This is a genomic window from Pseudomonas sp. NPDC087029 (assembly GCF_044745345.1).
In the GTDB taxonomy this organism is placed as follows: Bacteria; Pseudomonadota; Gammaproteobacteria; order Pseudomonadales; family Pseudomonadaceae; genus Aquipseudomonas; species Aquipseudomonas faucium.
This window is the reverse complement of sequence record NZ_JBIVAB010000021.1, coordinates 1-15,738: the sequence shown is the minus strand read 5'-3', so window position 1 is coordinate 15,738 and position 15,738 is coordinate 1. Positions and strand designations below refer to the sequence as shown.

Genomic DNA, 15,738 nt, shown 5'->3' with positions numbered 1-15,738 from the left:
CAGGCATTACGCTTCCTTGTTCAGGGAATAGGTCGAACGGCTGTACAAAGCCCATGTCTGACATGCGTGTGTAAGGATTCCTGCGTGCTGTATCGCTAGCAGGCACAGACGTTTCGCGCTTCGGTTCATTACTCTTTTTCGCCTATCGAATTGCAATGGCCGCACTTCACCGAGCCCGAGTGAGGGCGGATGTCACCGGTTTGAGGATTACTTCATTGGCAGTCAGTACACTGGATACCCACGCCTTGTTTGCACTTGGCGACTTGCGCGGTAAGTTGGCCAAGCTGTTTCAAGGCCGTTTCATATATGTCACCGAACAAAACCCCGAAGGCCTGTACATGGCCGAAATCGATACCGATAGCGCATTGGTTGTCGATGACAAGCAGCGCCTGGAGTTGAAGGTGGGGGATCATTTCCGTGCAGCCGTATTGCCCAGCCGCGAAGGCGGCAAGTTGGAAATGCGCTTTCGCGAGATCAAGCTCAATGTCTACGGCGTAGGCGACTATGCCTTTGTTTCGGTGCCTGAAGGTGAGGGCATCGTCTTCCGTGAAGGGCAGGGCGTGATGCTGGTGTTCGCGGCCCAGCAACAAGTGCAGGAAGGCTTGGGCAAGCTGCTCAAGGCGGTTACCGGCAAGGTTGCGAAATGGCGCAAGGGCGAACTGACCACTTTCAAGGCCAGTGAATGAGCGAGCCAGGCGAGGAAACCGGCAGCCGTGCCGCGTTCCATCGGCAGTATCAGGAGCAGGCGACAGCCCAGGCCAAAGCCCTGCTGGCTCGGCGTGAAGCGCTGCAAGGCGCTTGGTTGAGCTGGGTGGCCGCACAGTTGTACCAGCTTACGCCGCCGCCCTATGCGGCCATGGTGCGACGGGAGCTGCAGCGCCTCACCCAGCCGTGAGGCGAGCATCACTCAGTTACCGCGATGGCCGCCGCTGCTGGTTTCATCGGGTACCGGCTCCTTGGCCATGCGCTTGCGAAACAGCGCTGCACGCGCCAGCAGCAGCGTGGTCACCGGCACGGTGATCGACAGCAGGATAGGTATCAGCCAGGCGTGCAGCACCGGGCTTTGCTTGAGCCACGAAAAATACAGGATCGACGCCAGCGCAACGCACCAGGCGCCGATGGTCGAGGCCAGCGCCGGCGGATGCATGCGCTGGAAGTAGTCCTTCAGTCGCACCAGCCCGATCGCACCGACCAGGGCGAACAGGCTGCCAATCAACAGCAATGCCGCCGTCACCAGCTCCAGCCAGAACGGCAGTTCAAGGGCCTGATTCATTCGATCACCTCGCCGCGCAGCAGGAACTTGGCCAGGGCGAACGAGCCGACGAAGCCGAACAGCGCAATGAGCAGGGCGCCTTCGAAGTAGGTGTCACTGGCATAGCGAATGCCCAGCACCAGCATCATCAGCATGCCCAGGATGTACAGGTAGTCCAGTGCCAGCACTCGGTCCTGGGCGGACGGGCCGCGAAACACCCGGATCAGCGCCAGGCCCATGGCCAGGGCGAAGATGAACAGGCTGGCGAGGACTGCGTTGGCGAGCAGGCCTGTCATTCGAAAATCTCCATCAGCGGGCGTTCGTAAGTGTGTTTGAAGTGCTCGATGAAGGCCGCTTCGTCTTCCAGGTCGAACACGTGCAATAGCAGGACGCTGCGGTCCAGGGCCAGCTCGGACCAGACGGTGCCGGGCACCACGGTGGTGATCATCGACAGCGCGGCCAGGCCGTGGGCGTCGTGCAGGTCGAGCGGGATGTGCACGAACGCCGAGCGCGGCGCTTGCTTGCCGGCCCGCAGTACGCCACGGGCGACCAGCAGGTTGGACACGATCACGTCGATACCGACGCGAGCGATCAGCTTGGCAATCACCAGCGGCCGGCGCACATGGGCGCGTTGTGGCCGCAATGGCGCCATCAGCAGCGGGGCAAGTACCGCCAATGCGGCGGCCAGCAGCACGTTGCCGGGGCTGACCGACAAGTTCATCAGCAACCACAAGCCGAACAGCGCGACGGACAGCAGCGGAGCGGGGAACAATCGGCTCATGGCTGCACCTGTTCGTCGAGGGTGGTCGGGCCCGGGATGGGGCGTGCAGCCATCACCGCTTCGATATAGCGCTCCGGCGTCTGCAGGCTGGCGGCGGTGTCCTGGGTGTAGCGCAGCAACGGCTCGGCCCTGAAGCTGAGGATGATGCACAGGCCCAGCAGGATCACGATCGGCAGGCATTCATAACGGCGCAAAACCGGCGAAGGCCGCTCTTCAGGCTTCCAGAAGCGCTGGATGCCCACGCGGCCGAAGGCAATCAGCGAGGCCATGCCCGACAGCACCAGCAAGGCCACCAGGCCCCAGCCCGCGGCAGGCAGCGGTTGCTCGGCGGCAACACCCAGCCCCAGCGGGTTGAACAATGCGCTGATCAGGTTCAGTTTGCCGACGAAGCCCGACAGCGGCGGCATGCCGATGATCAGCAGGGCGCAGGCGATGAAGCTCAGGCCCAGGAAGGCCATCGTCCAGGGGATGATCTGCCCGATCACGGCCTTTTGCTCGTCGTCCAGGTTGATGCCCTTGGGCGGGTGCAAGGACTCGAGCGGCGACGGCATGGCGTCCTCTTCGTCATCCAGCGGCGCTTCGTTGGCCGAGCGCGAGCGCTCGACCAGCTCGGCGAGCAAAAACAGCGCGCACAGTGCCAGGGTCGAGTTCACCAGGTAGAACAGCGCCGCGCCGGTCAGGGCGGGCTGGGCAAAGCCGATGGCGCCGAGCAGGGTGCCGGCGGAGACCAGGATGCTCAGGGCGGCCATGCGCTCCAGGCGCTGGGCTGCAAGTATCGACAGCGCCGCGATGGCCAGGGTGGCGAGGCCGCCATACACCAGCCATTGCCCGCCGAAATGCGCGGAGGCACCTGCCTGCCCGGAGAACAGCAGTGTCCACAAGCGCAGCACGGCATACAGGCCAACCTTGGTCATGATCGCGAACAGCGCGGCAACCGGTGCGCTGGCCGAGGCATAGGCCGGCACCAGCCAGAAGTTCAGTGGCCAGATCCCGGCCTTGACCAGGAACGCCATGGCCAGCACCGCGGCGCCGGCATGCAGCAGGCCGCGGTCGGCTTCCGGCACCAGCGGGATCTTCAACGCCAGGTCAGCCATGTTGAGCGTGCCGGTCACGCCATAGAGCATGGCGGCGCCGATCAGGAACAAGGAGGAGGCGAACAGGTTGATGGCGATGTAGTGCAGGCCTGCTCGCACCCGTGCCCGGCCCGAACCATGCAGCAACAGGCCATACGAGGCTGCCAGCAGTACCTCGAAGAACACGAACAGGTTGAACAGGTCGGCAGTGAGAAACGCCCCGTACAGGCCCATCAGCTGAATCTGGAACAAGGCATGGAAGCTGGCGCCCGCGCTATCCCAGCGGGCGCGGGCAAACAGCAATGCACTGAGGCCGATGACCCCGGTCAGGGTCAGCAGCAGTGCCGAAAGGTGGTCGAGCACCAGTACGATGCCGAACGGCGCTGGCCAGTTGCCCGGCAGGTAAACGCCAATCGACTCTGCCTGCCCCTGGGTGCGCACCCACAGCAGCAAGCTGACGGCGATGGCCAGGCCGGTGAAGGTCGACAGCAGGTTGAGGCGCCCCTTGAGCTGGCGATGCTTCTCGCCCAGCAGCAACATCAGCGCTGCGGTCAGCAGCGGCAACAGGATGGGCGCGACGATCAGTTGACTCATCCCTGTCATTCGTCACGCTCCCGGCCGTCCACATGGTCGGTGCCGGTGAGGCCGCGCGATGCCAGCAATACCACCAGGAACAACGCGGTCATGGCGAAGCTGATCACGATCGCGGTCAGCACCAGGGCCTGGGGCAGTGGGTCGGTGTAGTGCAGCAGGTCCTGGGTCACGCCCTCCTTGATGATCGGCTCCTTGCCGATGAACAGGCTGCCCATGCTGAAGATGAACAGGTTGACCCCATACGACAGCAGGCACAGGCCCATGATCACCTGGTAGGTGCGGGGGCGCAGGATCAACCACACCCCGGAGGCGGCCAGTACACCGATGGCGACTGCTATGACTTCTTCCATCAGGCGGCTCCTGCTTGGCTGGTTTTCGACGAATTGCCCGGGCGATAGGCGCGGACCGACTGGTGCGCCAGGGCAGTGAGGATCAGCAGGGTCGAGCCGACCACCACGGTGTACACGCCGATGTCGAAGAACAGCGCGCTGGCCACATGCACGTCGCCCAACAGCGGCAGGTGCAGGTGGGCGGTGTGGGTGGTGAGGAACGGATAGCCCAGCAGCATGGCACCGACCCCGGTCAGGGTGGCGCAAAGCAGCCCGGTGCCCATCCAGCGCAGCGGCCGCAGGCTCATCTGTGCCTCCACCCACTGGGTGCCGGCGACCATGTACTGCAGGATGAACGCCACCGACATCACCAGGCCTGCGACGAAACCGCCGCCTGGCTGGTTGTGGCCGCGCATGAACAGGTACATCGACACCAGCAGGGCGATCGGCAGCAGCAGGCGAACCAGCACCGCTGGCACCATCATGAAGCCCAGGGCGGTGTCGGTGGCATGGCGTGGGTTGATCAGGTCGGTGACCACGTCAGGTGCCAGCAGGCGCTGCTGGGAAGGCAGCTGCATGCTCTCCTTGGGTGGGCGGAAGCGGCGCAGCAAGGCGAACACGGTGAGCGCCACGGCCACCAGCACGGTAATCTCGCCGAGCGTGTCGAAACCGCGGAAGTCCACCAGCATCACGTTGACCACGTTGGTGCCACCGCCTTGGGGCAGGGCCCGGCTCAGGTAGAACGAGGAGATGTCATTGGGCGTGGGCCGCGTCAGCATGGCGTAGGACAGCACGGCCATGCCGGCGCCGACCAGGATGGCCAGCACCAGGTCGCGCAAGCGCCGCACACGCGCCCGCTCAAGGCTCCCGGGCAAAGGAGAGACGCCTTCGATACGCCGTGGCAGCCAGCGCAGGCCGAGCAGGATCAGCACCGTGGTGACCACTTCCACCACAAGTTGGGTCAGGGCCAGGTCGGGTGCGGAGAACCAGACGAAAGTGATGCAGGTCATCAGGCCGCAGACACTGACCATGATCAGTGCGGCCAGGCGGTGGTACTTGGCCTGGTAGGCCGCGCCGATGGCGCAGGCAATGGCGATCAGCCACAGCGCGACGAACACGCCGGAGCCCGGGATCTTGGGCCGGTCGCCCCAACTCAGGTCGCTGTACAGCATGGGCGTGAGGCCGGCGAGGAAGGCCGCCAGCACCAGCATGAACAGTTGCGACTGCAGGCGGCGGCTGGTCAGCAGCTTCTCGACCCGCCGTGCCAGCAGCATCAGGCGCACCTGGCCATGTTCGAACAGGCGCTTGCCATTGAAGCGCTCGATCAGCGGCGGGTTCGGGAAGCGGCCCAGGCGTAGTTGGTTGCGCAGCAGCAGGTAGAGCACGACGCCACCGCTCATGGCCACCAGGCTCATGATCAGCGGGGCGTTCCAGCCGTGCCAGATGGCCAGGCTGTATTCCGGCAGGGTGCCGCCCACCACGGGCAGGGCGGCGGCGGCCAGCAGCGGGCCGACCGATTGTGCGGGGAAGATGCCGACCACCAGGCAGGTGAGCACCAGCAGCTCGACCGGCGCACGCATCCAGCGAGGTGGTTCATGCGGGGTGTGCGGCAAGTCCTGGGCGGGCGGGCCGAAGAACACATCGACCGTGAAGCGCAGGGCGTAGGCGACGCTGAAGGTGCCGGCGAGGGTGGCGATCACTGGCAGCGCGGCCTCGACCCAGGCGGTCGAGGAAATGAACACGGTCTCGGCGAAGAACATTTCCTTGGACAGGAAGCCGTTCATCAGCGGTACGCCCGCCATCGAGGCGCTGGCCACCATGGCCAGTGTCGCGGTGTAGGGCACCAGGCGGATCAGCCCGCTGAGGCGGCGGATGTCGCGGGTGCCGCTTTCGTGGTCGATGATGCCGGCGGCCATGAACAGCGAGGCCTTGAAGGTGGCATGGTTGAGGATGTGGAACACAGCGGCCACGGCCGCCAGCGGGCTGTTCAGGCCCAGCAGCAGGGTGATCAGGCCCAGGTGGCTGATGGTGGAGTAGGCCAGCAGGCCCTTGAGGTCGTTCTGGAACATGGCCGCGAAGGCGCCCAGCAGCAGGGTCAGGGCGCCGGCGCCGCCGACGATCCAGAACCACTCCTCGCTGCCCGATAGCACCGGCCACAGCCGCGCGAGCAGGAACACCCCGGCCTTGACCATGGTCGCCGAGTGCAGGTAGGCAGAGACCGGTGTGGGCGCCGCCATGGCGTGGGGCAGCCAGAAATGGAAGGGGAACTGCGCGCTCTTGCTGAGCGCACCGAGCAGGATCAAGGGCAGCAGCACGGGATACAGCGCATGCTGGCGGATGACATCGCCAGCGGCCAGCACCTTGTCCAGGTCGTAGCTGCCGACCACATGGCCAAGCAGCAGCGCGCCCACCAGCAGGCACAGGCCGCCGGCCCCTGTGACCATCAGCGCCATGTAGGCGCCGCGGCGGGCATCGGCGCGGTGGTGCCAGTAGCCGATCAGCAGGAACGAGAACAGGCTGGTCAGCTCCCAGAAGAACACCAGCTGGATCAGGTTGCCGGAGATCACCAGGCCGAGCATGGCACCCATGAACGCCAGGAAGAAGGCGAAGAAGCGCGGCACCGGGTCTTGTGGCGACATGTAGTAGCGCGCATACAGCGACACCAGGCTACCGATGCCCAGCACCAGCAGCGAGAACAGCCAGGCGAAGCCGTCCATGCGCAGCACGAGGTTCAAGCCGAGGCTGGGCAGCCAGAGGAATTCTTCGCGGATGACGCCGCCGTCGGCGATCTGGGGGTACAGCAGTGCTACCTGGACCGTGCCGACCAGGGCCACGAGCCCCGCAAGGATGGACTCGGCATTACGTGCGTTGTGCGGCAGCACAGCTGCCAGGCAACTGCCCACGAACGGCAGAAGCAGTAGCACTATCAATGACATAGCGTTCTATTCTGGAAAGGTTTGCAAGGATCATACGTGCCGAGCAGGTGATCACCAACACGCAAGCTGTCGCAGAATCATACAAACATGGCGTGACAAGCCATTTTTTTATAACAGTTTTTTACAAAGCATAGCTGCAGTTGCGCGCTTTACCGGCCGGTTTCGTGTTCGTGATCGTGCGCTATCTCGATGGGCTCGCTGGCCTCGCGGGTGCGGCGCAGCTTCAATTCGCTCACCACCACGGCCACCACGATCAACACACCGCCCAGCAGCGCCACGCCGGGCAGGCGGTCGCCGGCTAGGCGCCCGACAATCCCGGCCCACACCGGCTCCCCGGCGTAGATCAGGGTGGCGCGGGTTGGCGATACCGATTGCTGCGCCCAGTTCATCGCCACCTGGATCACCGCGCTCATGGCACCCAGGCCGAGCGCGCTGAGCAGCAACAGCCAGGAGAAGTCGGGGAGGCGCTCCTGGGTCGGGACGATCATCAGGAACGCCAGCAGCGAGGCGGTGGCCAGTTGCACCACGGTCACCCGGCGCACATCGACCTGGCCTGCGTAGCGGCTGATCAGGATGATCTCGCCGGCGATGGCCACGGCGCTGACCAGGGTGACCACTTCGCCTTCACTAAAATGCAGGGCGCCGCCCTGTGGCCCGGCCAGCAGCATCAGGCCGATGAACGCCAGGCAGATGCCGATGCTGGGCATCAGCCCTGGCCGGCGCCCCAGTACCAGCCACTGCAACAGTGGCACGAACGGCACGTAGAGCGCGGTGATGAACGCCGACTGGCTGCTGCTGATGGTCTGCAGGCCCATGGTCTGCAAGCCGTAGCCGAGCATGATGGTCACGCCGATCAGCACCCCGGCCTTGAGCTCGGTGAAGGTCAGCCCAGGCAGTGCCCGCGCCGACACCAGGCCGACGAACAAGGCCGCCGCGGCAAAGCGCAGGCCGACGAAGAACATCGGGCCGCTGACGGTCATGACGTTGTGCACCAGCAGGAAGGTGCCGCCCCACAGCATGGTGATGAACACCAAAACCATTTCGGCCTTGCTCAGGCGAAACGACAGGGAGGTCTTCGGGCTGCTGGTCGGTAGGCTCATGCGCTTGCACACTCAGAGGGGGGCGGCGCACAATCGGCGCAAAGTGGGCAGTATACTGCGCAACCTGGGTAAGTGAGCAATATAGTGCACAAAGAATCCACGCACCGCGCGTCGGTGCTGCAGCATGTCAGCTTCAACGTTCGCAGCCTGCGCAATGCCGCTGCCATGAGCCAGACCACGCTGGCCGAGCGCTCCGGGGTCAGCCGACGCATGCTGGTGGCAATCGAGGCAGGCGAAAAGAATGTCAGCCTGACCACCCTGGACTTGATCGCCGAGGCCCTTGGGGTGGCGTTCAGTACGCTCATCCAGGCACCCGACCAGCGCGACCCCAGCCGTATCGACGAACTGGCCTGGGCAGGGGTGCACCCGCAGAGCAAGGCGGTGCTGCTGGCCAGCAGCGCGGCGCGGCGCGAGGTGGAAATCTGGGAGTGGACCCTGGCGCCAGGCGAATGCTACGTCAGCGAAGCCGACGCCGAGGGGTGGAGCGAGCAGATCTATGTGGCCGAAGGCCAGCTCACGCTGATCATCGAAGAGGCCGAGCACTGCCTGCAGGTCGGCCAGTTCCATGTGTTTGCCAGCAACTGCCGGTACGCGTATCGCAACGATAGCGCTGTGACCACGCGCTTCGTGCGCAACGTGGTGATCTGATCGCGACCTGTCATCGGTCCAGCAGCTCGTCCGTCTTCACCACCTTGGCATAGGCGAACGCCAGCGCGGCCATTGCCGAGGCATGGACGTGCGCCGCGGGCACCTGCTTGCCATCGAAGTCCAGCGCCAGGGTGGCGCAGGCATCATGCGCTATGGTGACCTCATAGCCGAGGTCGGCCGCGGCGCGGGTGGCAGCGTCGATGCACATGTGGCTCATGCTGCCGACGATGGTCAGGGCCTCGATGCCGTGCTGGTCCAGGGTGCCCTTGAGGGGTGTATCGCGAAACGCATTGACCTTGTGTTTGAGCACCACGGGTTCGCCCTCTTGGGGCTGCACCTTGCTGTAGATCGCCGCACCGGGCGATGCCGGCGCGAAGAAGGGTGCGTCGGCCGCTTCGAACTCATGGCGCACATGCACCACCAGGTCACCGCGCTGGCGCGCTGCGGCCAGCAGCCTTGCGGCATTGTCGGCGGCCTGTTCGGCGCCTTCGAGCGCCCATTTGCCGCCGGGGAAGTAATCGTTCTGGATGTCGATGATGATCAACGCCTGCTTGCTCATGCTGCCTCCTGTGGCGGTCGTTGTGGCCAGACGCTAGTTATAGGTGCTGCAGCGCTGTACTGCCGGGAAATAGCGCGCAATCACGGCGCGGGTGGATGCGGCCCAGGGCCCGCTTCGGCCAGGTGATCCTGGCGGTTACGCAGCGGGCACTCCTTCAGCGATAGGCAGCCGCAGCCAATGCAGCCGTCCAGCTGGTCGCGCAACATCACCATCTCATCGATGCGTCGGCTGAGGTCCTCGCGCCAGCGCGCCGATAACCGCTGCCAGTCTTCGGCGGTCGGGGTGTGGTGGCTGGGCAGCGTGGCGAGGGCCGTGGCGATCTCGGCCAGCGGGATGCCCAGGCGCTGGGCCATCTTGATCACCGCCACGCGGCGCAGCATGGCACGCGGGTAGCGACGCTGGTTGCCCGTGTTGCGGCTGCTGTGGATCAGGCCTTTGGTTTCATAGAAGTGCAGGGCGGTAACGGCCACGCCGCTGCGGGCGGCCAGTTGGCCGACGCTCAGTTGGGTGTCCTGCGCTGTCGAGGTGGGGCGTGGCATGCGCAAAAAGCTCTTGACCTTGAGTTAACTGGAGGTTTTACCCTGCTGGCCATCGCGCTGCAAGCGTCCGAAGCAAGGAGACTGACCATGACGGCCACGCCGCATGCTTTGTGGTTTACCCAGATGATCGAATACGAAGTGCCGGTTTCGCGCCAGGCCGCATTGGCCCAGGCCCTGGTCACGCGCAGCGAGGAATTGGCTTTGCGTTGCGAAGGGCTGCAGGGGGTCAGTGTGCAGGCCAGCGATGACGGCAGCCGGGTGCTGCAGTACTTGCAGTGGCAGTCGCGCCAGGCGTGGGCGACGGCGGCACAAAGCTTTGCTCAAGAGCCGTTTCTCGACCTGCTCAGCCAGCACCAGGCGCGGGGTGTCAACTTTACCGCCTACCAGGCGCTACGCAGCCTGGTGCGCGGCGCCGACGGCGGCCTGCATTGCCAGGTGGGCGAGCGTCAGGCGTACCACGGTGCGTAGTGCGGGTAGCGGTCCAGGCGCGCACCGATCACCATCTCGCTGATCCAGGCGGCCAGGATCGAGCTGTAGGCCTTCTGGCTTTCTTCGCTGGAGAGCGCGTGGTCGGCACCGTCGACGATGCGGTGGGTCAGCGAATGGGCGCCGATGAACGCCGAGCGGTAGCTCATCAGCGTGGTGTGCGGCACATAGTCGTCCTGCTCGGATTCGACCAGCAGCACATCGCCGGCGAATTCCGCGCAGGCGGCCAGCGCCCGGTTGTCGGCCGGGCCGAGCGGGCGCTGGCGGTAGGCGTTGAGGCGCTGGCGATCGAGGGCTTGCTTGGGGGTGTCCCATTGGTCATCCCAGTACATCGCCGGTACCCGCAACGCCAGCCATTTCACCGGTCGCTGCAGGGTCAGCAAGGTGGCCAGGTAGCCGCCATAACTGCTGCCGATGATGGCGATGGCATTGCTGTCCACGGCGGGGTGATTGGCCAGGCAGTCATAGGCGGCCAACAGGTCCTTGAGGTTTTGTTCACGGGTTACCGTCAGCCGCTGGTTCTCGGTCTTCTCATGGCCGCGCAGGTCGAAGGTCATGCATACGCAACCCAGCCCGGTGATGTGCCGGGCGCGAGCCAGGTCACGCTGCTGGCTGCCGCCCCAGCCGTGGACGAAGAGGATGCCGGGCATCTTGCTGCCGGGGCTGACCAACGTACCGGCGATGCTGCCGTTGTCCACCTGCAGCTCTACGCTTTCACTCTGAATGGTCATGCTCGCGAATCCGCGCGAATTTGCTGAGTTGTCCGAGTTCACTGTCGTTTCCTTGATAGAAGAGGGTGGCATCGGCGGGCAGGTCGTGGCTGCCGAACACTTCATGGGTGGAGGCGCGCAGCCGTTGCAGGGCGGGGTCGCCGGCAAATGCCTGCAGGGCCAGCAGTTCGGCGCTGCTGGCGCCACCCGGGCGCCAGGATTGTTCGAGCACGCCGCTGCGCAGGTGGCCCTGGGCATTGCTGCCGCGGGCGATGTCATAGTTGCGCCGCGATGCAATGAAACCTGGGAAGTGCTGCTCTGCCGCCTGCTCGTAGGTGATGGCCTGGTTGATCGCCAGGCGCAGGTGATCTTCCAGGGGCAGCTGCAGCAAGGCTTGGTAGTCGCCGCGCACCACTACCAGGTCGGAGCCTGCGTAGACTTCGGTGCCCTGGTGGTCGTGGGTCAATTGCTGGGTGCCGTGGTAGCTGCAGGTTATGCCAGCAACGCGGACCTGGCCGACACTGAATGTCTGCACATCACTCAGGTCTTCTTCCAGCACCAGGCCCCAGAGGGCCAGGTCCTGGTCATCGAGGTCAGCCAGCAGCGGCTCCAGTTGCTCCGCTTGGGTGATCACTTTCTGCCCGCGCCCGGCACAGGCCAGCACCGGCTTGAACCGAACGGGGCCATCGAGCAACAGCAACTGCGCTGCGCGGCGGGCGTCGGCTTTACTGAAGACGGTGTAGCCGCGCAGCAGGGCGTCACTGGCCTGCTGGGCGAAGGCATCGGTCCAGCCAGGTGGAAACGTGGCGTTGGCAGGCAGCGGGTGGGAGATTGCCTTGGTGGCCATGTAGGGATGGCTGACCAGGCCGCCAAACAGGTCCTGTTCGCTGCGGATGCCCATCGGTGCGTAGCGGGCCGGGTCGACCAGGGTTTCGGTGGGCAGGTAATAGAAGTTGTCCGCAGCACTGGGCGTTTGCACGTTGTGCGCGGTTGCACAGCCCAGCAACTGGGCCAGGCCGGCAGCGAGCTTGAGGTGTACGGCGCGCTCGTGCTCCGGGGTGTGTTCGCGGGTGTCGAGCAGCACGACGGCAGTCTTCGGGTCGCAGGCGCTGGGCATGGGCATCGACCTGTCTGCAGGGAATGTACTGGTTGTGAAGCTTGTGCCTGCGGGAAGTTCAGCCGCAGTCGATCGAAGGTAGGGGCGTTGCACACGGGCGTTGCCTGGGCCTGGATGATTGCAGCGCTGGGATGGCTGCTCCATTATCGACATCCTGGATCAACCAAGATGTGTCCGCAGGAGTGCGCATGAACGTTCAGACCACGATAGAGCAGAGTGTGCCGCAGCGCCTGGCGCGCGTGCGCGAAGTGATGGCCGAGGCGGGTATGGATGCCCTGCTGGTGCCCTCGGCAGATCCGCATCTTTCCGAATACATGCCGGGCTACTGGCAAGGGCGCCGCTGGTTGTCGGGGTTCGAAGGTTCGGTCGGCACGCTGGTGGTCACGGCGGATTTTGCCGGGCTGTGGGCCGACAGCCGCTACTGGGAGCAAGCCGAGAAAGAGTTGGCGGGCAGTGGCATCGAGCTGATGAAGCTGCAGCCGGGCAAGCCGGGTGCATTGGAGTGGCTGGGTGACAACGTCGTCGCTGGCGGCGCCGTGGCCGTGGATGGCGCGGTGATGGCCCTGGCTTCGGCGCGTCAGCTCGAAGAGCGCCTGAGCGCTCGTGGGGTGCGCCTGGTGACTGACCTTGACGTGCTGGGCAGGGTCTGGGAAGGGCGCCCGGCATTGCCAGGCAACCCGGTGTACCAACACCTGCCGCCCCATGCCACGGTGAGCCGTGCCGAAAAGCTGGCCCAGCTGCGCAGCACCTTGAAGGAGAAGGGGGTTGATTGGCATTTCCTGGCCACCCTCGATGACATCGCCTGGCTGTTCAACTTGCGTGGCAGCGATGTGTCCTACAACCCGGTGTTTGTCTCCTTTGCGCTGATCAGCCAGGAACAAGCCATTCTCTTCGTGGGTGCCGAAAAGCTCGATGATCACTTGCGCCATGTGCTGGAGGTGGACGGCATCGAGGTGCGTGACTACCCGCAGGTGCAGCAGGCGCTAGCAGGTTTGGCTGCAGGCAGCCGGCTGCTGGTCGACCCTGCTCGGGTGACGTGCGGCCTGTTGAAGAACCTGGACGGCCAGGTGCAGTTGGTCGAAGGGCTGAACCCGACCACCTTGAGCAAATCACGCAAGGGGGCCGAAGAGCTGGTGCATATCCGCCGGGTCATGGAGCAGGATGGCGCGGCTTTGTGCGAATTCTTCGCCTGGTTCGAGGCGCATCTGGGCAAGGAGGTCATCACCGAACTGACCATTGATGAGCAATTGAGCGCCGCACGGGCGCGCCGGCCCGATTTCGTCTCGCTGAGCTTCTCCACCATTGCCGCCTTCAATGGCAATGGCGCGATGCCGCATTATCGGGCGACCGAGCAATCCCATGCAGTAATCGAGGGGGATGGCTTGCTGTTGATCGATTCGGGTGGGCAATACCTGGGCGGTACTACCGATATCACGCGGATGGTCCCGGTGGGTACGCCGAGCCTTGCGCAGAAGCAGGACTGCACGCGCGTACTCAAGGGGGTGATCGCCCTGTCACGGGCCACCTTCCCCCGCGGTATTCTCTCTCCGCTGCTCGATGCCATCGCGCGTGCACCGATCTGGGCAGACCAGGTCGACTATGGCCACGGCACCGGCCATGGCGTGGGCTATTTCATGAACGTGCACGAAGGGCCGCAGGTCATCGCCTACCAGGCGGCAACCACCCCGCAGACAGCCATGCAGGTCGGGATGATCAGCTCGATCGAGCCCGGCACCTATCGCCCGGGTGCCTGGGGGGTACGTATCGAGAACCTGGTGGTGAACCGCGAAGCCGGCAACAGTGCGTTCGGCGACTTCCTGAACTTCGAAACCTTGACGTTGTGCCCCATCGATACCCGCTGCCTGCTGCCGGAACGGCTGACCCAGGAAGAGCTGGGCTGGCTCAACGATTATCACGCAACCGTGCGCGAACGTATTGCGCCATTGCTCAAGGGCAACGCACTGGCCTGGCTGCAGGCGCGTACTGCGCCGTTGTAAGAGGGCGGGAGGCTATTAAAAAGGGCAGCTCATGGGCTGCCCTTCTTTATTACTTGCAGATGACGATCATGCTGCGGCTGGTGTAGCCGGCAGGGTTGATGCCAAACAGGTAGTCACCCGGTTCTTCGTCGGTGTCCCCCGAGCGCGCAACGACCTTGTAGCCGCGCTTGCTGCAGGAGGTGGCCGCTTTGCTGTAGCACTTGTCCCACGACGAGGAGAGGCCGGAGCAGTTGATATGCAGGCCCTTTTTCCCCTGTTTGACCTCAGTCTTCGCCGTCGCGGCGCATCCAGCAATGGCCAAAACGGCCAGGATGAGCAAAATACGTTTCATTCCTGTCCTTAAATGCAGGGTTGGCTTTGTGCCTTACCCTTCGGTTATCGCTGCGTTTCTTCCTGAATTCCCCGGCATCCGTGCGCATACAAGTAGATAGCGTGAAGATTATGCTTTTGTGACAGCTTAATCAGCGAGGCGGGGCGCCACAATGGCTAATGCCGTCACAAATGCAAAGTTTTCTCAAATCAGTCCGCGGCGACTGCTGGCGTGCTGTCGCGGCGCATCGAAAGCGTAGCGCCTACAGAGGCCGCAATGATGGCAAGAATGGCCAGCCATTGGCTTACGCTCAGTACCTCGCCCAGGAACAATAGTCCGGAAAGTGCCCCGATTGCAGGTTCGACGCTCATCAGGGTGCCGAAGGTGCGTGCGGGCATGCGGGTCAGGGCAACCATTTCCAGGCTGTAAGGCAAGGCGGTCGAGAGGACGGCCACGCCCAGCGCCAAGGGAATGAGCGCGGGTGTGAGCAACGCGCTGCCAGCATGGACGATGCCGATGGGGGCCACGAACAGGGCCGCGACCACGACGCCCAGTGCCGCGCTCTGAATGCCATGTTCGGCGCCGGCACGTTGGCCAAAGAGGATGTACAGCGCCCAGCAGACTCCTGCCCCCAGTGCATAACCAACGCCTGTCAGGTCCAAGGGCTGGCCGCTGTCGCCGATTGGAATCAGCAGCAGCAGGCCGGCAACGGCCAGGCCAATCCAGAGAAAATCAATAGCCCGTCGCGAGGCGAACAGGGCCACGGCCAACGGGCCGGTGAATTCCAGGGCTACGGCGATACCCAGCGGGGTGGTCTGCAGAGCCATATAGAAGAGGAAGTTCATGCCGCCCAGCGCCATGCCATAGATGACCACGTTGCGCAGGGTGCTGGCGGTCATGCGCACGCGCCATGGGCGCAGTATCGCCAGCATGATGATACTGGCGAATACCAGGCGCAGGGTGGTGGTGCCCTGTGCGCCAACGATGGGGAACATGCTTTTTGCCAATGAGGCGCCGGATTGAATCGATGCCATGGCGATCAGCAGCAAGCCGACAGGGAAGAGCATGGCGGCCAGGCTGCGAGGCTGGGTGTTCATTTGTGGAAGGGAATCCTTAGAGGGGTGGGGCTGCGTGAGCACTATAGTGCGCAAATGCTGGGTAGCGGTGCAAGGTGCAAAGGGGGCGCACTTTCAAATAAATGAACGGCAGGGGTTGACGGGCTTTCGAATCCCCTTATAATGCGCCCCACTTCCAGCGTAGTCGGAACGAGAAACTCCTTGAGATTCAATGAGTTACTTAATCCAGGT

General features: G+C 64.2%; 18 protein-coding genes. 5 read left to right on the top strand and 13 right to left on the bottom strand.

Annotation, left to right across the window (positions count from 1 at the left end):
• The first annotated feature begins 215 nt into the window (after positions 1-215).
• Complete coding sequence (locus tag ACIPG5_RS23475; RefSeq protein WP_176516365.1) at positions 216-686, top strand: hypothetical protein; 471 nt, start codon at positions 216-218, stop codon at positions 684-686.
• Positions 683-895, top strand: a complete 213-nt coding sequence (locus ACIPG5_RS23470) for a hypothetical protein (protein ID WP_401378477.1) — start codon at positions 683-685, stop codon at positions 893-895. Before ACIPG5_RS23475 ends, ACIPG5_RS23470 begins: the two co-directional genes overlap by 4 nt.
• A gap of 12 nt (positions 896-907) precedes the next feature.
• On the opposite strand, the gene ACIPG5_RS23465 is transcribed toward ACIPG5_RS23470, so the two are convergent.
• The 7 genes from ACIPG5_RS23465 to ACIPG5_RS23435 form a co-directional block, all read right to left on the bottom strand.
• Positions 908-1,273, bottom strand: a complete 366-nt coding sequence (locus tag ACIPG5_RS23465; protein WP_314615331.1) for a Na+/H+ antiporter subunit G — start codon at positions 1,271-1,273, stop codon at positions 908-910.
• Positions 1,270-1,548 carry a K+/H+ antiporter subunit F gene (locus tag ACIPG5_RS23460; RefSeq protein ID WP_016393160.1) on the bottom strand — a complete coding sequence of 93 codons (279 nt, stop codon included), beginning with the start codon at positions 1,546-1,548 and terminating at the stop codon, positions 1,270-1,272. Before ACIPG5_RS23460 ends, ACIPG5_RS23465 begins: the two co-directional genes overlap by 4 nt.
• Positions 1,545-2,033, bottom strand: a complete 489-nt coding sequence (locus ACIPG5_RS23455; RefSeq protein ID WP_176516275.1) for a Na+/H+ antiporter subunit E — start codon at positions 2,031-2,033, stop codon at positions 1,545-1,547. Before ACIPG5_RS23455 ends, ACIPG5_RS23460 begins: the two co-directional genes overlap by 4 nt.
• Positions 2,030-3,709: a monovalent cation/H+ antiporter subunit D gene (locus ACIPG5_RS23450; protein WP_401378474.1), complete on the bottom strand. Its 1,680-nt coding sequence runs from the start codon at positions 3,707-3,709 to the stop codon at positions 2,030-2,032. The genes ACIPG5_RS23455 and ACIPG5_RS23450 overlap by 4 nt, the downstream gene beginning before the upstream one ends.
• Complete coding sequence (locus ACIPG5_RS23445) at positions 3,706-4,050, bottom strand: Na+/H+ antiporter subunit C (RefSeq protein WP_012315281.1); 345 nt, start codon at positions 4,048-4,050, stop codon at positions 3,706-3,708. Before ACIPG5_RS23445 ends, ACIPG5_RS23450 begins: the two co-directional genes overlap by 4 nt.
• Complete coding sequence (locus tag ACIPG5_RS23440; protein WP_401378472.1) at positions 4,050-6,965, bottom strand: monovalent cation/H+ antiporter subunit A; 2,916 nt, start codon at positions 6,963-6,965, stop codon at positions 4,050-4,052. Before ACIPG5_RS23440 ends, ACIPG5_RS23445 begins: the two co-directional genes overlap by 1 nt.
• Positions 6,966-7,114: 149 nt before the next feature.
• Entirely contained in the window at positions 7,115-8,065 is a 951-nt protein-coding gene (locus ACIPG5_RS23435) for a DMT family transporter (RefSeq protein WP_401378470.1), read from the bottom strand.
• 84 nt (positions 8,066-8,149) lie between these two features.
• Here ACIPG5_RS23435 and ACIPG5_RS23430 point away from each other — a divergent pair, with 84 nt between their 5' ends.
• Positions 8,150-8,713: a helix-turn-helix domain-containing protein gene (locus ACIPG5_RS23430; protein WP_176516267.1), complete on the top strand. Its 564-nt coding sequence runs from the start codon at positions 8,150-8,152 to the stop codon at positions 8,711-8,713.
• Positions 8,714-8,723: 10 nt separating this feature from the next.
• On the opposite strand, the gene ACIPG5_RS23425 is transcribed toward ACIPG5_RS23430, so the two are convergent.
• Positions 8,724-9,272 (bottom strand): cysteine hydrolase family protein, encoded by a 549-nt coding sequence (locus ACIPG5_RS23425; protein ID WP_401378468.1) that lies wholly within the window; start codon positions 9,270-9,272, stop codon positions 8,724-8,726.
• Positions 9,273-9,352: 80 nt separating this feature from the next.
• Positions 9,353-9,811, bottom strand: a complete 459-nt coding sequence (gene soxR / locus ACIPG5_RS23420) for a redox-sensitive transcriptional activator SoxR (protein WP_176516263.1) — start codon at positions 9,809-9,811, stop codon at positions 9,353-9,355.
• Between the two features lie 87 nt (positions 9,812-9,898).
• On the opposite strand from soxR, the gene ACIPG5_RS23415 reads away from it, so the two are divergent.
• Positions 9,899-10,279, top strand: a complete 381-nt coding sequence (locus ACIPG5_RS23415; RefSeq protein ID WP_176516261.1) for an antibiotic biosynthesis monooxygenase — start codon at positions 9,899-9,901, stop codon at positions 10,277-10,279.
• On the opposite strand, the gene ACIPG5_RS23410 is transcribed toward ACIPG5_RS23415, so the two are convergent.
• Both ACIPG5_RS23410 and ACIPG5_RS23405 read right to left on the bottom strand, forming a co-directional pair.
• Entirely contained in the window at positions 10,258-11,028 is a 771-nt protein-coding gene (locus ACIPG5_RS23410; protein WP_176516258.1) for a S9 family peptidase, read from the bottom strand. The genes ACIPG5_RS23415 and ACIPG5_RS23410 overlap by 22 nt on opposite strands.
• Positions 11,012-12,130 carry a DUF3182 family protein gene (locus ACIPG5_RS23405; protein WP_401378465.1) on the bottom strand — a complete coding sequence of 373 codons (1,119 nt, stop codon included), beginning with the start codon at positions 12,128-12,130 and terminating at the stop codon, positions 11,012-11,014. Before ACIPG5_RS23405 ends, ACIPG5_RS23410 begins: the two co-directional genes overlap by 17 nt.
• A 182-nt stretch (positions 12,131-12,312) precedes the next feature.
• Between ACIPG5_RS23405 and ACIPG5_RS23400 the strand changes: the two genes are divergently transcribed.
• On the top strand, positions 12,313-14,121 hold the full coding sequence (locus ACIPG5_RS23400) for an aminopeptidase P family protein (protein WP_401378463.1): 1,809 nt from the start codon (positions 12,313-12,315) through the stop codon (positions 14,119-14,121).
• A gap of 49 nt (positions 14,122-14,170) precedes the next feature.
• Here ACIPG5_RS23400 and ACIPG5_RS23395 read toward each other — a convergent pair whose 3' ends face one another.
• The gene (locus ACIPG5_RS23395) at positions 14,171-14,452 is read right to left on the bottom strand and encodes a hypothetical protein (RefSeq protein WP_176516251.1); all 282 of its coding nucleotides are present in this window, start codon (positions 14,450-14,452) and stop codon (positions 14,171-14,173) included.
• Between the two features lie 188 nt (positions 14,453-14,640).
• Positions 14,641-15,528 carry a threonine/homoserine exporter RhtA gene (gene rhtA / locus ACIPG5_RS23390; RefSeq protein ID WP_176516249.1) on the bottom strand — a complete coding sequence of 296 codons (888 nt, stop codon included), beginning with the start codon at positions 15,526-15,528 and terminating at the stop codon, positions 14,641-14,643.
• Positions 15,529-15,738: the final 210 nt, after the last annotated feature.